18 protein-coding genes and 1 other RNA gene are annotated in these 17,707 nt (G+C 70.5%); 4 read left to right on the top strand and 15 right to left on the bottom strand.

Going from position 1 to position 17,707, the window contains the following annotated elements; translation table 11 throughout:
• Positions 1–124: 124 nt before the first annotated feature.
• The 7 genes from ABB07_RS23495 to ABB07_RS23465 all read right to left on the bottom strand — a co-directional run bounded on the left by ABB07_RS23495 (position 125) and on the right by ABB07_RS23465 (position 6,711).
• Positions 125–2,530 (bottom strand): HelD family protein, encoded by a 2,406-nt coding sequence (locus ABB07_RS23495; RefSeq protein WP_208900560.1) that lies wholly within the window; start codon positions 2,528–2,530, stop codon positions 125–127.
• Between the two features lie 182 nt (positions 2,531–2,712).
• Positions 2,713–3,480: an anti-sigma factor family protein gene (locus ABB07_RS23490; RefSeq protein ID WP_244189481.1), complete on the bottom strand. Its 768-nt coding sequence runs from the start codon at positions 3,478–3,480 to the stop codon at positions 2,713–2,715.
• A 62-nt stretch (positions 3,481–3,542) separates the two neighbouring features.
• Entirely contained in the window at positions 3,543–4,127 is a 585-nt protein-coding gene (locus ABB07_RS23485) for a sigma-70 family RNA polymerase sigma factor (protein WP_030167252.1), read from the bottom strand.
• Between the two features lie 217 nt (positions 4,128–4,344).
• On the bottom strand, positions 4,345–4,938 hold the full coding sequence (locus tag ABB07_RS23480) for a CGNR zinc finger domain-containing protein (RefSeq protein ID WP_208900558.1): 594 nt from the start codon (positions 4,936–4,938) through the stop codon (positions 4,345–4,347).
• Positions 4,939–5,079: 141 nt separating this feature from the next.
• A complete protein-coding gene (locus ABB07_RS23475) occupies positions 5,080–5,646 on the bottom strand; it encodes a hypothetical protein (protein ID WP_208900557.1) in 567 nt (188 codons plus the stop codon).
• A complete protein-coding gene (locus tag ABB07_RS23470) occupies positions 5,643–5,846 on the bottom strand; it encodes a DUF397 domain-containing protein (RefSeq protein ID WP_208900556.1) in 204 nt (67 codons plus the stop codon). The genes ABB07_RS23475 and ABB07_RS23470 overlap by 4 nt, the downstream gene beginning before the upstream one ends.
• Before the next feature lie 10 nt (positions 5,847–5,856).
• On the bottom strand, positions 5,857–6,711 hold the full coding sequence (locus ABB07_RS23465) for a helix-turn-helix domain-containing protein (RefSeq protein WP_208900555.1): 855 nt from the start codon (positions 6,709–6,711) through the stop codon (positions 5,857–5,859).
• 225 nt (positions 6,712–6,936) lie between these two features.
• Here ABB07_RS23465 and ABB07_RS23460 point away from each other — a divergent pair, with 225 nt between their 5' ends.
• Both ABB07_RS23460 and ABB07_RS23455 read left to right on the top strand, forming a co-directional pair.
• Entirely contained in the window at positions 6,937–7,434 is a 498-nt protein-coding gene (locus ABB07_RS23460; RefSeq protein WP_208900554.1) for an ATP-binding protein, read from the top strand.
• Positions 7,435–7,452: 18 nt separating this feature from the next.
• Positions 7,453–7,809 (top strand): hypothetical protein, encoded by a 357-nt coding sequence (locus ABB07_RS23455; protein ID WP_208900553.1) that lies wholly within the window; start codon positions 7,453–7,455, stop codon positions 7,807–7,809.
• 137 nt (positions 7,810–7,946) lie between these two features.
• Here the strand turns inward: ABB07_RS23455 and ABB07_RS23450 are convergent, their stop codons facing one another.
• The 3 genes from ABB07_RS23450 to ABB07_RS23440 form a co-directional block, all read right to left on the bottom strand.
• On the bottom strand, positions 7,947–9,116 hold the full coding sequence (locus tag ABB07_RS23450; RefSeq protein ID WP_208900552.1) for a uroporphyrinogen-III synthase: 1,170 nt from the start codon (positions 9,114–9,116) through the stop codon (positions 7,947–7,949).
• A gap of 87 nt (positions 9,117–9,203) precedes the next feature.
• Complete coding sequence (locus tag ABB07_RS23445) at positions 9,204–10,583, bottom strand: nitrate/nitrite transporter (RefSeq protein ID WP_208900551.1); 1,380 nt, start codon at positions 10,581–10,583, stop codon at positions 9,204–9,206.
• A 125-nt stretch (positions 10,584–10,708) separates the two neighbouring features.
• A complete protein-coding gene (locus tag ABB07_RS23440) occupies positions 10,709–11,713 on the bottom strand; it encodes a LysR family transcriptional regulator (protein ID WP_208900550.1) in 1,005 nt (334 codons plus the stop codon).
• 96 nt (positions 11,714–11,809) lie between these two features.
• Between ABB07_RS23440 and ABB07_RS23435 the strand changes: the two genes are divergently transcribed.
• The gene (locus ABB07_RS23435) at positions 11,810–13,000 is read left to right on the top strand and encodes an MFS transporter (protein ID WP_208900549.1); all 1,191 of its coding nucleotides are present in this window, start codon (positions 11,810–11,812) and stop codon (positions 12,998–13,000) included.
• A gap of 195 nt (positions 13,001–13,195) precedes the next feature.
• Here ABB07_RS23435 and ssrA read toward each other — a convergent pair.
• From ssrA to ftsE, 5 genes are all read right to left on the bottom strand, one after another.
• Positions 13,196–13,564, bottom strand: a transfer-messenger RNA (tmRNA) gene (ssrA, locus tag ABB07_RS23430).
• A 114-nt stretch (positions 13,565–13,678) separates the two neighbouring features.
• Positions 13,679–14,221 (bottom strand): SsrA-binding protein SmpB, encoded by a 543-nt coding sequence (smpB, locus tag ABB07_RS23425; RefSeq protein WP_153535457.1) that lies wholly within the window; start codon positions 14,219–14,221, stop codon positions 13,679–13,681.
• A gap of 81 nt (positions 14,222–14,302) precedes the next feature.
• A complete protein-coding gene (locus tag ABB07_RS23420) occupies positions 14,303–15,487 on the bottom strand; it encodes a S41 family peptidase (protein WP_208900548.1) in 1,185 nt (394 codons plus the stop codon).
• A 67-nt stretch (positions 15,488–15,554) separates the two neighbouring features.
• Positions 15,555–16,472, bottom strand: a complete 918-nt coding sequence (ftsX, locus tag ABB07_RS23415; protein ID WP_208900547.1) for a permease-like cell division protein FtsX — start codon at positions 16,470–16,472, stop codon at positions 15,555–15,557.
• A gap of 34 nt (positions 16,473–16,506) precedes the next feature.
• A complete protein-coding gene (ftsE, locus tag ABB07_RS23410; protein ID WP_055707746.1) occupies positions 16,507–17,196 on the bottom strand; it encodes a cell division ATP-binding protein FtsE in 690 nt (229 codons plus the stop codon).
• A gap of 237 nt (positions 17,197–17,433) precedes the next feature.
• Between ftsE and ABB07_RS23405 the strand changes: the two genes are divergently transcribed.
• Positions 17,434–17,625 carry a hypothetical protein gene (locus ABB07_RS23405; protein WP_023550109.1) on the top strand — a complete coding sequence of 64 codons (192 nt, stop codon included), beginning with the start codon at positions 17,434–17,436 and terminating at the stop codon, positions 17,623–17,625.
• The last annotated feature ends 82 nt before the right edge of the window (positions 17,626–17,707 follow it).

Here is a 17,707-nt window from a genome sequence, read left to right as displayed (position 1 = left end):
TCGCGGCAAGTGGTCCCTCGCAGGGACGAAGGTTGGGCCCGGGGGCTTGGATCGGGCCGGTGCCACACCAAGGCTAACAAACCGGCGCCCCGGGGCCATTCCCGTACCGGATGTTCACAGGAAGTCAGTCCCGCAGCAGGTCCGGCACCCCGGCCGCGTCCGGCTCGTCCCGCTCCCCCGACACCACCGTCAGCTGCTGGGTGGCCCTGGTCAGCGCGACGTAGAGCACGCGCAGCCCGGCCGGCGACTCGTCGGCGATCTCCGCGGGCGACACGACGACCGTCGCGTCGTACTCCAGCCCCTTGGCCTCCAGGCTGCCGAGCGCCACCACCCGGTCGCCGAGCCCGTCCAGCCAGCGCCGGGCCTCCGCGCGCCGGTTCATGGCGACGACCACGCCGACCGTGCCGTCCACCAGCTCCAGCAGCCGTTCGGCCTCCGCGCGCGCGGTGGCCCCGAGGGAGTCCCGTACGACCACGAACCGCGGCTCGACCCCGGTGGACCGCACGGCGCTCGGCGCCTCGGAGCCGGGCATGGCGAGCGCGAGCACCTTGGCGGCGAGCTCGGCGATCTCGGCCGGGTTGCGGTAGTTCACCGTCAGCTCGAAGCGGCGCCGGGGCCGGGTGCCGAGGGCCTCGTCGCGGGCCTCGGCGGCCTCGTCCGGGTCGGACCAGGAGGACTGCGCGGGGTCGCCGACGACCGTCCAGGTGGCGTGCCGGCCGCGGCGGCCGACCATGCGCCACTGCATCGGGGTGAGGTCCTGGGCCTCGTCGACGATGACGTGCGCGTACTCGGTGCGCTCCTGCGCCAGGCGCTCGGCCCGCTCCCGCTGCGACTCCTCGCGCACCGGCATCAGCTCCTCCAGGCCGGTGAGCTGGTCCAGCGGGTCGAGCTCGCGCTTCTTCCGGGGCCGGGCCGGGGCGCCGAGGATCGCCTGGAGCTCGTCCAGCATGGCGATGTCGTGCACGGAGTGGCCGTCCCGCTGCAGCGAGCGGGCCACCTTGCGGATCTCGCCGGGGTTGAGGATGCGGCGGGCCCAGCGACCGAGCCGCTTCTCGTCGGCCATGGCGGCGAGCACGGCCCCAGGGGTGAGCTCGGGCCACCAGGCGTCGAGGAAGGCGAGGAAGGAGTCCTCGGAGGTGACGTCCTCGTCGAAGGAGGAGCGCAGTTCGGCGGCCAGCTCGGGGTCGGTGTGCCGGGCGGCCGCCCCGGACTTCGCCCACAGGGCGTCCAGCAGCAGCCTGCGGGCGCGCGGGCGCAGCAGGTTGACCGGCGCGGTGCCGCCGAGGGCCGTACGGCGGATACGTTCCAGCTCCTCCGCCTCCAGCTCCAGACGGCGTCCGAAGGCGACGACGCGCAGGCGGGACGGCGGCCCGGCGAAGGCCCGCGCCGCCCTGCCGTCGGCGCCGGCCGTCCCGTCGGTCTGGTCGCCGCCGTCGTCCAGGGCGAGCTGCCCCAGTGAGCCGGTGCCGGCCGGTCCCAGTTCCAGGGCGCCCCGGGCGGCCTTCCGCAGCACCTTCAGCATCCGGTGCGAGCCCTTGGCGCGGGCCACGGCCGGGGAGTCGTACAGCGTGGCCTCCGCACCGTCGACCAGCGAGCCGATCGCGCGGATCGCGACCTGGCCCTCCTCGCCGAGCGAGGGCAGCACGCCCTCGGTGTAGGCCACGAGCAGCGGGGTCGGGGAGACGATCAGGATGCCGCCCGCGTATCTGCGTCTGTCCTGGTAGAGCAGGTAGGCGGCGCGGTGCAGGGCGACGGCGGTCTTGCCGGTCCCCGGGCCGCCCTCCACATAGGTGATCGAGGCGGCGGGGGCGCGGATGACCAGGTCCTGCTCGGCCTGGATGGAGGAGACGATGTCCCGCATGGTGTGGCTGCGGGCCTGGCCGAGGGCGGCCATGAGGGCGCCGTCGCCGATCACGGGCAGCTGACGGCCGTCGAGGCGGGCGGTCAGCTCGGGCCGCATCAGGTCGTCCTCGACGCCGAGCACCCGGCGCCCCTTGGACCGGATGACCCGGCGCCGTACGACCCGCCCGGGATCCACCGGGGTGGCCCGGTAGAAGGGGGCGGCGGCGGGCGCCCGCCAGTCGATCACCAGCGGCGAGTAGTCCTCGTCGAGCACGCCGATCCGCCCGATGTGCAGGGTCTCGGCGATGTCGGCGGTGTTGTCGGGCCGGACCGCGCCCTCCGCGGGCTCGACGGCCGTGTACGCGCCGTCCGGTCCCTTCTTGCCGTCCTTGCCGAGCAGCAGGTCGATCCGCCCGAACAGGAAGTCCTCGAACTCGTTGTTCAGCCGGTTCAGGTGGATGCCGGCCCGGAAGACCTGCGCGTCCCGCTCGGCCAGCGCGCCCGGGGTGCCGACCTGGCCGCGCTTGGCCGCGTCGTGCATCAGGAACTCGGCCTCGTGGATCTTCTCCTCGAGCCGCCGGTACACCCGGTCCAGGTGTTCCTGCTCGACGCCGATCTCCCGGTCACGGACGGAATCGTGTGCGCCGTGTACCGAGCCGACCGCGGACTGCTGAACCTGAGCGGCCACCGGGCCCCCTTCTGACGTGCTGGGCAGCCGTCAACCGTACGTCAAGGGGACCCGTCAAAGCTACGGGGCGGCAGTTCCCAGGGGCGCGGGGCCGTGCCGATATGCGGCTCCGCCGCGTGGGCGCGACGAGCACGGACAGGACCCAAAACCGCCCCAGGACCCGGCCGAGCCCGCCGCAGGCGCTACGCGTTCACCTGTACGAGCTTCTTGCCCTCGAAGGTCACGACCTCGAAGTGGTCGATCTCGTTGGGCTTGAAGGCCGCCGCGCCGCCGATGTAGAGCGGTTTCCTGGACTCCGGCGTCTTCCCGTCCGGGATGCCGTAGCCCCAGTTCGGCACGGACCAGGAGGACATCGTCACGCGCTGCCCGTTCTTCGCGACGAGCACGAGGGAGCACTTCAGCGGCCCCTTGGCGTTCTTCAGCTCCAGGACCGCCTGGGTGCCCCAGTCCTTCTGCTGCATCGCGATGGTGGCGCTGGTCTGGGACGCCGGGTCCGTGGCCGACTTCCTGTCGGGCATGGACTCGAAGGTGGTCTGCGCCGCGGACGCGGTGACCTGCCCGCCCCCGCCCGACCCGCTGTTCACCGCCACCGCGGCCAGCGGTCCGGCGATGATCAGCGCGGCCGCCGCGGCGATCATGTAGAAGCTGCGCCGGCGCTTCTGGGCGCGCTTCTCGGCGACCTCGTCGACGAGCTTCTCCACCAGCCGCGGGCTGGGCTTGGCGGACAGCGAGTCGCCGATCGCGGGGCTGCTGCCGGAGCCCGGCAGATCCGCGAGCGCGGCCAGCATCGGCTCCATCCCGGCGAGCTCGTCCAGCTGCTGGGCGCACCACTCGCAGCCGGCGAGGTGTGCCTCGAAAGCGGTTGCCTCGGCGTCGTCGAGAATCCCGAGGGCGTACGCGCCGACGGTCTCGTGCTCGCTCGGCACCGAAGATCCCGATTGGGGGCTCATGGGTCCAGACATACCCGGACCACCTGCACCGAATCCCTGCATCCCCCCGTAACCACTGCTCATCACGCCGTCACCCCCCGCTCCTCCAGTGCCAGCTTCATCGACCGCAGGGCGTAGAACACCCGAGAGCGCACCGTGCCGCTGGGTATACCCAGCGTCTCGGCCGCCTCATTGACCGTACGCCCCTTGAAGTACGTCTCGACGAGGACCTCCCGGTGGGCCGGGGTCAGGTCGTCGAGCGCGTCCGACAGCGTCATCAGCCACAGCGCCTTGTCGATCTCGTCCTCCGCGGGGATGACCTCCAGCGGCGACGGATCGACCTCCTGCGGCCGGGCCTGCCGGCTGCGGTGGCCGTCGATGACGATGCGGCGCGCGACCGTCACCAGCCAGGGGCGTACCGAACCGGTCGCCCGATTGAGCTGACCGGCGTTCTTCCAGGCACGGATGAGCGTTTCCTGTACGACGTCCTCGGCGCGCTGCCGATCACCGGCGACCAGGCGCAGGACATACGCGAGCAGGGGTCCGGCGTGCTCTCGATACAGCGCACGCATCAGCTCCTCGTCAGGTTCCGAGGGCTGTGAGGACATGCGATGTCGGGCCCTCGATCCACGTTCATTGGCCACGGCCGCATCCTTGCGCACGCCCACCTCCGGTGTCCGGGGGTTCCCCCAGTCGGTCGCTCGCCCACCCGTACGGAAGGAGGCGGCGTGGCGTTCAAACGGAGGTGACAGTTTTCTCCGGGGTGACGTGACGAGCGGGACATGCGACCACAATCCCCCCACTTGATCTTCACATTTCAGACACGCGGCCGGGGAAGGCCGACGATTCCCGTGTACGACACACCTAAACCCGGTGTTACGGAAATCACGCCCGCGCGAGCGCGGCCCGCCGCCGGTGCCGGGCCACCCGCTCCCGGTTCCCGCAGACCTCGCTGGAACACCACCGCCGGCGCCGGCCCCGGGAGGTGTCGACGTACACGAGCGGGCAGTCGTCCCCCTCGCACTCTCGCACGGCCGCCCGCGCGACGGGATCGGTGAGCAGGTCCACGGCGTCCCGCGCGACGACCGCGAGCAGCCTGGCGCAGGTCGGCGGGTCGGCCAGCTCCCTGGTGAGCCCGCCGTCCGGACCGCGTACGGCACGCGGGGCGGGGGTCTCGCCCCGCGCGACCTCGTTGACCCGCCGGAGCGCGCTGTCGTACGCCGACGTGTCCGGCGCGTGCGGATTGCGCACCAACTGCCCGATGTGCGCGCGCAGTTCCCGGAACCCTACCAGCCAGGAGGCGTCGGCCCCGCCGAGCGCCGTCCCCTCCGGCACGAGCCCCACCCCGCCGATCCACGCGCACAACGCCTCGACACCGTCCAGCCGTTCGGCCGGATGCGTGGTCGCGAGCAGGTCGAGACAGACCCGCCCGGCGTCGAACCGCGGCTCGTACGGGGGTGTGGCCGTACCCAGTGCCATGCGCCTGTCACCGCCTAGGCAGGAAGCGGGGTTCTTCTCTTCACAGTGCCTGCCCGGGGGCTTGGTCGGAACCCCTCGTACTCCTGTTCCGGCCGACCTGGACGCCGCACGGAGGGCCGGAGCGCCGGGGGTCATCCTCTCCTAGTCTTCCCAGAACGCCCAGAAAACGCCCACTTCGGTATCGGATACTGCGACGAGGCCACAATCGGTCGTGTACACAGAGAGGCACGACCATTCCGTGTCAGGGTTCAGGAGGTCGACGGTTGGGTTCTCGTACGCGTCTGCCGCATTCGTAAAGAAGGTGGAGTTCGCCCCAAATCTGGCCAGAACTGTCCGACTATCCTTGAAAAGTTGCTCTTTGCGATTTTCGAAATCTTTGATCCCGGCCGCCTGATAGAAATCTCCCTGCAGGGCGACCAGGAGTTGAGTCGCCGATTCCCCGCCAATCTCGTAGAGACTTTCCTGAATCTGCTCGGGACTCCATGGCATGAAAGGGGAGCCGATTCCACTTCGGTCCCCGTTGACCTCTGGTGCATGGTTCATCGAGTGCCATCCGCGCGGATCAGTCGCCTTGAGCACCATCAAGGCCACTGCGTCCCGGCGCCAGTCGTCATGCTCTCGCGGGCCTACCCGCACGAAGGTACACGCACCGCCGAAGAGGTTGAGCACTGCGGATTTCCAGGCTGCCTCGACGGTCAGACCGGTCATGAATGCCCCTCTTGCATGCGGGCCTCTGCGCGGGTCCACGGCGTCAGGAATTTCGCCCAAGTGGCGGGGGTGACGGTGAGGTGGGGGGCGGTGGGGGTCTTGGAGTCTCGGATGTGGATGGTGGTGGGGGTGGTGGCTATCTCGACGCAGTTCGAGCCGTCGGGACTGTAGGTGGACTTCTGCCATCGAAGGGTCGGCATGGTTACTCCTTCATAGCTCCTGGATGCGGTGGTGAATGAAGTCGCGCGTCTCGGCTGGGCTGAGCGCACAGGACTCCATGCGGTTGAACACCGCCCGGTACTTGTTCAACTGGGCCTCGGCGTCGATGAACTCGCAGGCGCCATGGTGCGAATCCAGCTGGACGGTGTCGAGCTGCGGGACAGGGCCCTCGACGTAGTCGAAAGGCTGGCCGGTGGTCGGGAACTGGTCGGCGCCGAAGGGGATCACTCGGACGGTGATGTGCGGCAGTTCGCTCATGTCGAGCAGGTGCTTGAGCTGACCACGCGCCACGGCAGGGCCGCCGAAGTTCATGCGGAGTGCCGTCTCATGAATGATCGCTGTGTATGGGGTCGGGTCGGTCCTGTGCAGAACGCCCTGCCGCTTCATGCGGTGCGTGAGGCGGTGTTCGATCTCGTACTGCCGCATCGGCGGCGCCGCCGACCGGAAGATGGCACGGGCATGGTCGGTGGTTTGCAGCAGGGCTGGGACATGGATCACGAGCGCCACCCGCAGCGCGGACGCGTGATGCTCCAGCTCGGCGAGATCGACCAGTGCGACCGGCACGTGCTCGCGGTACTCCTCCCACCAGCCGCGGGTCCGTCGGCCGGTCATCGCTGCGAGGGCGTCGATGAGTGCTTCGTCCGCGCAGTCGTAGACGTGCGCCATGGAGCGCAGCCGGTCGGCGCTGATGGGAGTACGGCCGGTCTCGATCATGCTGATGCGTGCCTGGTTGACGCCGAGCAGTTCGGCGGCGCCGGTTGCGGTAAGTCCCGCACGCTCACGAAGTTTGCGCAGCTCTGCACCCAGCCTCCGCTGCCGGAGCGTCGGACTGTTGGTGGGCGGCACTCCTTCTCCTTCCTGGCCGCGCCGTGGTGCCACTCTCCCTCACACGAGTGAAGAATGGACGCATCCCATGTATTCCGTTAGATGCATCTAACCATCTGCCCTACGGTAATCATGCGTCGCCCAACTCCCCACGCCCATAAGCCGGAAGCGCACCTCCCCAGGCAAAGCCACCGTCTGCGTGATCAGTTGAGCGAGCCCGAGTCCCTTCTCTCGACGGAGGTTTCCATGGGCACCGTATCCCTGCCCGACACCTGGGTGTACGCCCTTCGCCTGCCCCATGATCCCCGCGCGGCACGGGTCGCACGTATGACCGTACGGAGCGTGCTGAGCGGACACGGCAGACAGGACCTGCTGGAACCTGTCGAGCTGCTGGCGTCGGAGCTGGTCGCCAACGCCTACCGGCACACCCACGGCCCTGCCTCCCTCCGGCTCACTGCCCTCGCGGACGGCAGGCTCAGGGTCGGGGTCTGGGACAGTCACCCGCGCATCCCGGCGCCCTTCGGAGACCCGCCCTGGGACCGGGTGCAGGCGGCCCCGGCGGACGCCGAGTGCGGGCGAGGACTCCACCTCGTGCAGGAGTACGCCGACTGGTGGGGCGGTTTCCGGATCGGTGACGGTCCGCTGGAGCGGGGCGCCGGGAAGCTGTTGTGGTTCGAGGTGGGCGGGCGGTCGACCTCGGGGCCGTTGTCACTCCCGGCCGGTACCGTGAGTGCAGGAAGCTGAGCATGGAGGAGCCGCCGCGTGAGCACACAACCGGATCACGGCCACGAGCTGATTCCCCGCCCCGAGCGCACTCCAGCGGCCGTGCGCATAGCGCTGGCGCGCCTCGCCCCGCACCGGCTGAGTGAAATGGAACAGCACAAGGAAGAGGCTTTGGGAGCCGCCCTCCAGGACGGCAAGATCGGCCACCTCCAGTACTGGCTCACCTACTGGCATGCGCAGGTGGAGATCGAACGGCGACCCGACCTGCGCTCCCGTTACCAGGCCGCGTTGGACTCCGTACACAACACGGGCACCAGGGACGACCCCGACTTCCGCGCGGCCATGTCCGAACTCCGCGCGGTCGAAACCGAGGCCCGCCAGGCGATGTCCGCATGAGCTGGCGGCAGGAGGCGGGCCCGAAGGGCAATGTCGCGCATGTACCCGGTGGATTCTTCCTGTACTTGATCGTCCCGCGGCACGAGTGCCTGTACATCCACCAGGCGACCTACTTGTGAGCTGAAGTCCGGGCCCGCCTACGCGTCCGCGTACTTCGCGTCCGTCGCCGGGTCCAGGGCCAGGCGGTAGCCGCGCTTGACCACCGTCTGGATCAGCTTCGGGGCGCCGAGGGCCGTGCGGAGGCGGGCCATCGCCGTCTCCACCGCGTGTTCGTCGCGGCCCGCGCCCGGCAGGGCGCGGAGGAGGTCCGCCCGGGGCACGACCCATCCGGGGCGGCGGGACAGGGCCCGGAGCAGGGACATTCCCGCCGGAGGGACCGGCCGCAGGGCGCCGTCGACCAGGACCGCGTGGCCCCGGATCTCCACCCGGTGGCCGGCGATCGGCAACGCGCGGGCGCGGGCCGGGAGTTCCTGGCAGAGGAGCTGGACCAGGGGACCCAGGCGGAAGCGTTCCGGCTGGATCGTGTCCACGCCGTGGGCCTGGAGGGGGAGCGCCGTCACCGGGCCCACGCAGGCCGGGAGGACGTCATGGACGAGGGCCGACAGGAGCTCCTCCCGCAGGCCCCGGGTTTCCGCCCGGGAGAGCAGAGACGCGGCCGCGGGCGCGCTGGTGAAGGTCAGCGCGTCCAGGGAGCGGGAGACCGTCGCGTCCAGCAGGCGGTCCAGCGGGGTGACGTCCTCCGGGGGCATCCAGCGGTACACCGGGACCGGGACCACCTCCGCCCCGCCGGCCCGCAGGGACTCGACGAAGCCGGGCAGCGGCTCGCCGTGCAGCTGTACGGCGATACGGCGGCCCTCGACGCCCTCCTCCAGCAGGCGGTCCAGGACCTCGGCCAGCGATTCCGAGGAGGGCGACCACTCCTCCGTCAGACCGGCCGCGCGGATCGCGCCCTTGACCTTGGGGCCCCTGGCCAGGAGCTCGGCGCCGCGCAGCCGGCCGAGCAGCTGCTCGCCCAGGCCCCAGCCGTCGGCGGCCTCTATCCAGCCCCGGAAACCGATCGCCGTGGTGGCCACGACCACGTCGGGCACCTGGTCGATGATCTCCTTCGTCGCGGCGAGCAGTTCGCCGTCGTCAGCCAGCGGCACGATGCGCAGGGCCGGTGCGTGCAGGACGCTGGCTCCGCGCCGCTGGAGCAGTGCGCCCAGCTCGTCGGCCCGGCGCGCGGCGGTGACGCCCACGGTGAAGCCCGCGAGCGGACCGTGCTCGACGGCGCCACGGGGTCCGGGGTGCTGCTCTTCGTCGTACATGGGGCTCTCCTAGCTGGCCGGCGCGCGAATCGAGCCTGTCAACGGCGCGTGACAGGCTCGGTTCGGCTTCATTGCACCGGTGTTACGTCACACTTCCGCGTAGCTGAGCTGCGCCTTTGTCTCCGAAGCCGCCGCTTGCACAGCCTCTCGCGCCGGGCGGCGAAGGTATACGGCCCACGTCACCGCGAAGCAGACGCCGTAGTAGGCGAGGAAGGCGACGAACGCCCCGGTGCCGGAGCCGTAGGAGAGGAAGGACTGGCGGAAGGCGAGGTTGATGCCGACTCCGCCGAGCGCGCCGACCGCGCCGATCAGCCCCATGGAGGCACCGGAAAGACGCCGGCCGTAGAGCACCGCCGCCTCCCCCTCCAGGCCCTTGGCCAGGGCCTTGGTCTGGAAGATGCCCGGGATCATCTTGAACGTCGAGCCGTTGCCGAGCCCGCTGAGCACGAACAGCACCACGAACACGCTCGCGAACAGCGGCAGCGACTTCGCCTGGCTCGCGGCGATGAGGCCGCCGGTGGCGGCGGCCATGGCGACGTAGTTCCACAGGGTGATGCGGGCGCCGCCGAAGCGGTCCGCGAGCCGCCCGCCGATGGGCCGGACCAGCGAGCCGAGCAGCGGGCCCATGAAGGTGAGGTACGTCGCCTGCAGCGGGGTCCGGCCGAACTGGTTCGTCAGCACCTGGCCGAAGGCGAAGCTGTAGCCGATGAAGGAGCCGAAGGTGCCGATGTACAGGAACGACATGATCCAGGTGTGGGCGTCCTTCGCGGCGTCCTTGGCCGCGCCGGTGTCGTTCTTCACCGTCGCCAGGTTGTCCATGCAGACGGCGGCGAGCACGGCGGCCACGACGATCAGCGGGATGTAGATGCCCAGCAGGACGCGCGGGCCGCCGCCGGCGCCGATGACCGCGAGGGCCACCAGCTGGATCGCCGCCACGCCGATGTTGCCGCCGCCCGCGTTCAGGCCCAGCGCCCAGCCCTTCTTCCGCAGCGGGAAGAAGGCGTTGATGTTGGTCATGGAGGAGGCGAAGTTGCCGCCGCCGATGCCGGCCAGCAGGCCGACGACCAGGAACGTGCTGAAGGACGTGCCCGGCTTCATGACCGCGAAGGCCGCGATCGTCGGGATGAGCAGCAGGCTCGCGGAGATGATCGTCCAGTTGCGGCCGCCGAAGACGGCCACGGCGAAGGTGTAGGGGACGCGCACGACCGCGCCGACGAGGGTGACCATCGAGGTCAGCAGGAACTTGTCGGCGGGCGTGAGGCCGTACTTCGGGCCCATGAACAGGACGAGGACGGACCACAGGGTCCAGATGGAGAAGCCGATGTGCTCCGAGAGGACGGAGAACCACAGGTTGCGGTTGGCGATCCGTTCCCCGGTCGCCTTCCAGAATCCCTCGTCCTCCGGGTCCCAGCGCTCGATCCAGCGGCCACTGCGACGGGTTGGGGCTGTTGGGGCTGGGGCTGTCATCACGCCTCCACGGGGGCTACGGCTGCTAGGTCTGCCGTCGACCTGCCATCGACTGACTCAGCCCGAAGGTAGGGAGGGCGCGTTTCCTGTCTGTGGCTGTGGGTGACCGGAAGGGAACGTTGCTCTCACTCGGCCGGGGACCGGTCGGTGAGGCCCGCTCCCGGGCGCATGACACCGGCGTCGATGGCGGGAATCCATCCCCCGGCCGGCCGCCGCAGCCACCCCCGCTCCCCCGCGAGCTCCGCCGCCGCCCGGCGCAGCGCGTCCAGCCCGGGATGGACCAGCCCCTTGCGCCACACCAGGGAGACCGGCGACAGCGGGACCGGATCGACGAGCGGCCGGCGCACCGTGCGGGGCAGCGCCGGGAAGTCCACGACGGCCAGCACCGGATGCCGGTTCTTGGCCATGATCCGCTCGAACTCCTCGTCCCCGACCGCCAGCGGCAGGGGCGCGGCGAGCCGGATGCCCCGCCCCTCGAAGAGCCGGGTCGCCAGGTCGGTCCACTCCAGGGTGCGCGGGTTCCCGGCACCGGCGTAGACGGTCTCGCCGGCCAGCGCGGCCACCGGCACCTCGGCGCGGGCGGCCAGCGGATGGTCCTCGGGCAGGACGACGGCCATCGGCTCGTACCGCACCGGCTGCTGCTCCAGACCGGACCGCAGCGCCGGGTCCAGGCCGGCGAAACGGCCGAAGGAGGCGTCCAGCCGGCCGGCCAGCAGCTCGGCGGCCGCCCCGGTCAGGCCGCTCTCGTAGCGGGCCATCAGCTCGCAGTCCGGGGCGAGTTCGCGGGCCCGGTGCAGCACCCGGCGGCCGGTGGCCAGGCCCGCGGAGTTGAGGTCCACCAGCAGCGGGCGGGACCGGCCGGGGGCGAAGGCGGCGAGCAGGTCGTCCTGGGCGGCGAGGACCCGCCGGGCGTGCGGCAGCAGCCGCGCGCCGTCCGCGGTCAGGGTCACCTGCCGGGTCGTGCGCACGAACAGCTCGGCGCCCAGCTCCCGCTCCAGCCGCCGTACGTCCCGGCTGAGCGCCTGCTGGGCGACGTACAGGCGGGCCGCGGCCCGGGTGAAGTGCAGGTCCTCGGCCACGGCGAGAAACGCGCGCAGGAGACGGGGATCTATGTCGGCGGGGACGGGCATGCCCGTGAACTTACAACGCAGGTGCGTGAATCCGCACCGAGAAGGTGTTGGACCCCGTGATCCACTCGGGGCGAGGGTGAACCCATGCCCTCCGTCATGTCCACAACCACCGGCGCCTACCGCCGCCTCTTCTCGCTCCCCGGAGCCCGCGCCTTCACCACCGGCAACCTCCTCGCCCGGCTGCCCATGGGCATGTTCAGCGTGAGCGCCGTCGTGATGATCGCCGGCTCGCGGGGCTCCTACGCCCTGGCCGGTGCCGTCACCGCGACCGGACTCGCGGCGACCGCGCTGGCCGGGCCCTGGACGGCCCGCCTGGTGGACCGGCACGGGCAGGCCCGCGTCGCCGTACCGGCCACGCTCGTGTCCGTGCTCGGCAGCCTCGCGCTGCTGCTGTGCGTCCGCTACGACGCCCCCGGCTGGACCCTGTTCGCCGCCTACGCCCTCACCGCGGCCACTCCCAACATCGGCGGCCTGTCCCGCGCCCGCTGGGCGCATCTGCTGCGCGACGAGCCGGGCGCGCTGCACACCGCGAACTCCTTCGAACAGGCCGCCGACGAGCTGTGCTTCATGCTCGGCCCGGTGCTGGCCTCCTTCCTCACCGGCACGTTCTTCCCGGAGGCGGGCACGCTCACGGGCGCGGTGCTGCTGCTCGCCGGCATGCTCCTGTTCACCGCCCAGCGGAGCACCGAGCCGCCGCCGCGGGCGCGTTCCCAGGCGCCCTCGCCGCTGCGCAGCCCGGGCATCCCGCCGCTGCTGGCCTGTTTCACCGCCATCGGGGCGGTGTTCGGCTCCATGGAGGTCGTCACGATCGCCTACGCCGACGCGCAGGGTCACCGTACGGCGGCCGGCGCTGTCCTCGCCCTGCAGGCGGCGGGCTCCTGCGCGGCAGGCCTGGGGTACGGGGCGGTACGGCCGACGGGGGTGCGGCTCGGCCACTGCCTGACGGCGATGGCCGCGCTGATGACCCTGCCCTGGCTGGCCGCGGGTCTCACCGGTTCCCTGTGGGCCCTGGCGGGTGCGCTGCTGGTGGCGGGGATGGCGACGGCTCCGACGATGGTCACGGCGATGACGCTGGTACAGCGCCGCACACCGCAGGACCGGCTCAACGAGGGGATGAGCCTGATGGTGACGGGGCTGCTGACGGGGATAGCGTGCGGCTCGGCGACGGGGGGCTGGGCGGCGGAGCACCTCTCGCCGGTCTCCGCGTACGCCGTACCAGCGGCCGGCGCCACGCTCGCGCTGGGGGTGGCTACGCTCACCCGCGCCGGCGGGGTGCCGGAGCCTTGAAGCCGACGGCACTGCAGCTCCCTAAGGGGCGCGGGGCTGTATCGATATGCGGCTCCGCCGCGTGGGCGCGAGCAACCCACCACCCGCCCGCACCCGGCAACAGCGAAGCACCCCCACGACGCATCCCCGCATGACAACGGCCCCGCCGCTGAGAGCGACGGGGCCGTTACATGGGGCTGAACCCCCGGAGGGGCCTCGTGGAGATGGCGGGAATCGAACCCGCGTCCAACGGTGCGGAATCAGGGCTTCTCCGTGTGCAGTCCGCTTCGCTTTTCTCAGCCCCGGCGATCACGCGAACAAGTCGCCGACGGGCTCAGTCACTGTTTGATTTCCCTCTTCACCCCGTGACCGGGATCAAGGTTTAGTTCCCTAGCTGATGCCAGGATCCGGGTCGGGAACAGCCCCGGGCTGACACTTCGCAAGTCGCTACTTAGGCAGCGAGGGCGAAGGAATCGCGCTTGGTGTTGGCGATTATTTTTTGCGACATATGGTTTACGAGATCATTGCCGCTTCCTCGACACGCTTCCCCTGCTTCGACAGCCGCTGTCGAAACCGATCATCCCCATGTTGATTTTTCAAACCCTCCGTGGAGGGGCCGCGCGCACTCGCTGTGGAGTGCGGTGCCATCGTACGTGACCAACGCACGACGATGCCAGCGTATTCCCTGCGGTCGGCCGGCTAGACGCCGCGCTGCCTGCGCTTCGCCGCCGCGATCGCCCGGTCCGACTCCCGCCGGTCCTGCTTCTCGCGCAGCGTCTGCCGCTTGTCGTACTCCTTCTTGCCCCGTGCGAGAGCGATCTCGGCCTTCGCCCGGCCGTCCTTGAAGTAGATCGCGAGGGGCACGATCGTGTGACCCGTCTCCTGGGACTTCGACTCCAGCTTGTCGATCTCCTCGCGGTGCAGGAGCAGCTTGCGCTTGCGGCGCGCGGAGTGGTTGGTCCAGCTGCCCTGGTGATACTCGGGGATGTGGGCGTTGTGCAGCCAGGCCTCACCCCGGTCGATCTGGACGAAGCCGTCGGTCAGCGAGGTCCGCCCCTCGCGCAGCGACTTGACCTCGGTGCCCATGAGCACGAGCCCGGCCTCGTAGGTGTCGATGATCGCGTAGTCGTGCCGGGCCTTCTTGTTCTGGGCGACGATCTTGCGCTTGCCGCCCTTCTCGCCGTCCCTGGCCTTGGCGGCCCCGCCGCCCTGCTTGGGCTGGGACTCCTTCGGTACGTACATTCCCTTGCTCATAGTGCCGACCATTTTCGCACCACACAGGGGGTGTGAGTACAGCCGATTACGAGGGGCCACCAGGCGTGGCTACGACGCGTCGCCCAGCCCCGCGAGCACCGTCTCGGCCCGCGTCAGGGCCTCCGGGCCCGCGTCCAGGTCGGGGGTGATGCCCCGGCCGTCGACCGCGTGGCCGGAGGGGGTGCGGTAGTGGCCGACGGTCAGCTCGGCCACCGAGCCGTCGGGCAGGGTCGTCGGCATCTGGATGGAGCCCTTGCCGAAGGTGCGCGAGCCGATCACCACCGCGCGGCCCCGGTCCTGCAGGGCCCCCGTGAGCATCTCGGCCGCGCTCATCGTGCCGCCGTCGACCAGGGTGACCAGGGGCCGGGTGGTGTCGCCGCCGGGGTCGGCGTGCAGGGCGCGCTGGGCGCCGTCGACGTCGTACGTGGCGACCAGGCCGCCGTCGAGGAAGGCGGAGGCGGTGTCCACCGCCTCGGTGACCAGGCCGCCCGAGTTGCCGCGCAGGTCGAGTACGACCCCGGCGTCGGCCGGGGCCTGCCGCAGCGCGGCGCGTACGGCGGCGCCGGAGCCCTTGGTGAACGCGGCGATCCGGATGACGGTGACCCCGCCGGGCAGCCGGTGCACGGTCACGGAGTCGGTGGACAGGCTGGCCCGGTGCAGGGTCTCGGTCCACGCGCGCGTGCCGCGCTGCAGGCCGAGCGTCACAGCCGTACCGGCACTCGCGTCGTCGGCGTCGCCGCGCAGTAAGGAGACCACGTCGGTGACCGGACGCCCGTCGACCCGCTCGCCGTCGACGCTGCGCAGCCGGTCGCCCGTGCGGATCCCGGCGGCGGCGGCCGGCGAGCCCGGCTGGACCTTGGTCACCTCGATCCGGCCGTCCCGCTCGCGCCGCGCCCACAGGCCGACGCCGGTGTAGCGGCCGTCGAGGGCCTCCTGGAACTCCTGGTACTCGCCCTCGCTGTACACCGCGCCCCAGCGGTCCCCGCTGCGGCTGACGGCCCGCTCGGCGGCCTCCATCGGGGACTTGCCGTCGGCCATCGCCTCGGCGGCGGCCCTCTGGACGTCCTCGTGCCCGGTGGCCGCGCCCTTCGGGGCGGGAGCGGCCTTGCGCGCGGAGGCCACCGGTGCGGCGGCCTCGGGTTCCGGGAAGGAGCCGGTGGCGGCGCCGGTGACCAGGACGCCGGCGAAGACCAATGTCAGGGCGGCCCCGCGGCGGAAGCGGCGGGGCGGACAGAACAGGTCGCGGCCTGACATGGCGGTGAGTCTAGGACAACGCGAAGGGCCGTACGGGCGGATGCCCGTACGGCCCTCTTGGCATGCGTCACACCTTCAGGTACTTGCGCAGCGCGAAGAACGCCGCAAGTGACGGCATCAGAACGCTGGTTGCGAGGATCAGCGGCAGCTTGGTCAACACCGCGTCCCAGCCGACGAAGTTGATGAGGGTGAGGTGGTGGGCGAGGTCCATGCCGTGGTCGATGGTGAAGTACCGGCCGACCACCAGGGCCACACAGGCGAGGCCGCCGCCGATGAGCCCGGCGACCGCGGCCTCGGCGATGAACGGCGCCTGGATGTAGAAGCCCGAGGCGCCGACCAGGCGCATGATCCCGGTTTCGCGCCGGCGGCTGAACGCCGAGACGCGCACGGTGTTGATGATCAGCAGCAGCGCGACGATCAGCATCATCGCCATCACGCCGAGCGCGCCGCGGTTCATCAGGTTCAGCAGCGTGAAGAGGTTGTCCAGGATGCCCTTCTGGTCCTGCACGGACTGCACACCGGCGCGCCCGTTGAAGGCGGACGCGATCACCTGGTACTTCTGCGGGTCCTTGAGCTTGATCCGGTACGACTCCTGCATCTGGTCCGGCGTCAGCGAGCTGGCCAGCGGGGAGTTGCCGAACTGCTCCTTGTAGTGCTTGTACGCCTCGTCCTGCGACTCGTACGACACCTTCTCGACGACCGGCATCTTCTTCAGGTCGGCGAGGATCTGGTTCTTCTGGTCCTCGGTGACCGCGCCCTTGGCGCAGTTCACGTCCGAGTCGGCGTCGTGCTTGTTGCACAGGAAGATCGAGACGTTGACCTTGTCGTACCAGTAGCCCTTCATGGTGCTCACCTGGTCGCTCATCAGCAGCGAGCCGCCGAAGAGCGCCAGGGACAGGGCGACGGAGACGATGACGGCGAAGGTCATCGTCAGATTGCGGCGGAGACCGACACCGATCTCCGACAGGACGAACTGGGCGCGCATGGCGTCTGGTCGAGCCTTTCCGTCGTGAACTTGCTTAGTGCTGGTAGCCGTAGACGCCGCGGGCCTGGTCGCGGACGAGGCGGCCCTTCTCCAGCTCGATGACGCGCTTGCGCATCTGGTCCACGATGTTCTGATCGTGTGTCGCCATGATGACCGTGGTGCCCGTCCGGTTGATCCGGTCGAGCAGCTTCATGATGCCGACGGAGGTCTGCGGGTCGAGGTTGCCGGTGGGTTCGTCGGCGATCAGCAGCTTGGGCCGGTTGACGAAGGCCCGCGCGATGGCCACGCGCTGCTGCTCACCACCGGACAGCTCGCCGGGCATCCGGTCCTCCTTGCCGCCGAGCCCGACGAGGTCGAGCACCTGCGGCACGGACTTGCGGATCTCGCCGCGGGACTTGCCGATGACCTCCTGGGCGAAGGCCACGTTCTCCGCGACGGTCTTGTTCGGCAGGAGCCGGAAGTCCTGGAACACCGTCCCCAGCTGGCGGCGCATCTGCGGCACCTTCCAGTTGGAGAGGCGCGCGAGGTCCTTGCCCAGCACGTGCACCTGGCCGTGGCTGCACCGCTCCTCGCGGAGGATGAGCCGCAGGAAGGTGGACTTTCCGGAGCCGGAGGACCCCACGAGGAACACGAACTCGCCCTTCTCCACCTCGAGGGAGACATCCCTGAGTGCGGGGCGGGTCTGCTTGGGGTAGACCTTGGAGACGTTGTCGAATCGGATCACGGATGCACCACGGGTCGCCGGGGGTAGATGAGCGTGACCATACGCGAACCGGGTGTGCAAGTGCAGTCGCAGGTCGAGGTTGGGTAAGGCTTGTACGTTTTTGTACCGGCAGCTCTTCCCGCCCGGCTCTCCCGGGCCCCGCGCACGCGCTCCGTGAACCTGGCACAGTGGAAGGGGGAACGTTCTCGTTCCCGTGCGCGTTGTACGAGTGAAGGCCGGTTCGAGGAGGGCGAGCGCATGACGTACGACCGGTTGGTGTGCGCGAACTGCGCGGCGCCCGTGAGCGAGGGCCGGTGCCCGGTGTGCCGTGCCAACCGCGAGCGACTGCAGCAAGAGGGCTTCCTGGGCGGGGTGAACCCGATGGCGCTGATCGCACTGCTGGCGGTGCTGATCGCCGCGGTGGCGCTGCTGGCGCACCAGACGGCCTGAGGCCGGCAGGCGTAAGAAAAGCTTCAGAAATCCGCGAGGGCCCGGGGCGTTGAGCCCCGGGCCCTCGCGTCTGCGCGTCGGT

It is taken from the genome of Streptomyces incarnatus, from assembly GCF_001027185.1.
GTDB classification, from domain to species: Bacteria; Actinomycetota; Actinomycetes; order Streptomycetales; family Streptomycetaceae; genus Streptomyces; species Streptomyces puniciscabiei.
Note: the sequence above shows the minus strand (reverse complement) of the source record. Positions and strands in the feature narration are given on the sequence as shown.

Bases quoted from the DNA above. Each gene is read 5' to 3' on its own strand.
- ABB07_RS23490 (WP_244189481.1), bottom strand. From the start codon at position 3,480: ATGAGCCCCCAATCGGGATCTTCGGTGCCGAGCGAGCACGAGACCGTC.
- ABB07_RS23480 (WP_208900558.1), bottom strand. From the start codon at position 4,938: ATGGCACTGGGTACGGCCACACCCCCGTACGAGCCGCGGTTCGACGCC.
- ABB07_RS23475 (WP_208900557.1), bottom strand. From the start codon at position 5,646: ATGACCGGTCTGACCGTCGAGGCAGCCTGGAAATCCGCAGTGCTCAAC.
- ABB07_RS23470 (WP_208900556.1), bottom strand. From the start codon at position 5,846: ATGCCGACCCTTCGATGGCAGAAGTCCACCTACAGTCCCGACGGCTCG.
- ABB07_RS23460 (WP_208900554.1), top strand. From the start codon at position 6,937: ATGGGCACCGTATCCCTGCCCGACACCTGGGTGTACGCCCTTCGCCTG.
- ABB07_RS23450 (WP_208900552.1), bottom strand. From the start codon at position 9,116: ATGTACGACGAAGAGCAGCACCCCGGACCCCGTGGCGCCGTCGAGCAC.
- ABB07_RS23445 (WP_208900551.1), bottom strand. From the start codon at position 10,583: ATGACAGCCCCAGCCCCAACAGCCCCAACCCGTCGCAGTGGCCGCTGG.
- ABB07_RS23440 (WP_208900550.1), bottom strand. From the start codon at position 11,713: ATGCCCGTCCCCGCCGACATAGATCCCCGTCTCCTGCGCGCGTTTCTC.
- ABB07_RS23435 (WP_208900549.1), top strand. From the start codon at position 11,810: ATGTCCACAACCACCGGCGCCTACCGCCGCCTCTTCTCGCTCCCCGGA.
- smpB (WP_153535457.1), bottom strand. From the start codon at position 14,221: ATGTACGTACCGAAGGAGTCCCAGCCCAAGCAGGGCGGCGGGGCCGCC.
- ABB07_RS23420 (WP_208900548.1), bottom strand. From the start codon at position 15,487: ATGTCAGGCCGCGACCTGTTCTGTCCGCCCCGCCGCTTCCGCCGCGGG.
- ftsX (WP_208900547.1), bottom strand. From the start codon at position 16,472: ATGCGCGCCCAGTTCGTCCTGTCGGAGATCGGTGTCGGTCTCCGCCGC.
- ABB07_RS23405 (WP_023550109.1), top strand. From the start codon at position 17,434: ATGACGTACGACCGGTTGGTGTGCGCGAACTGCGCGGCGCCCGTGAGC.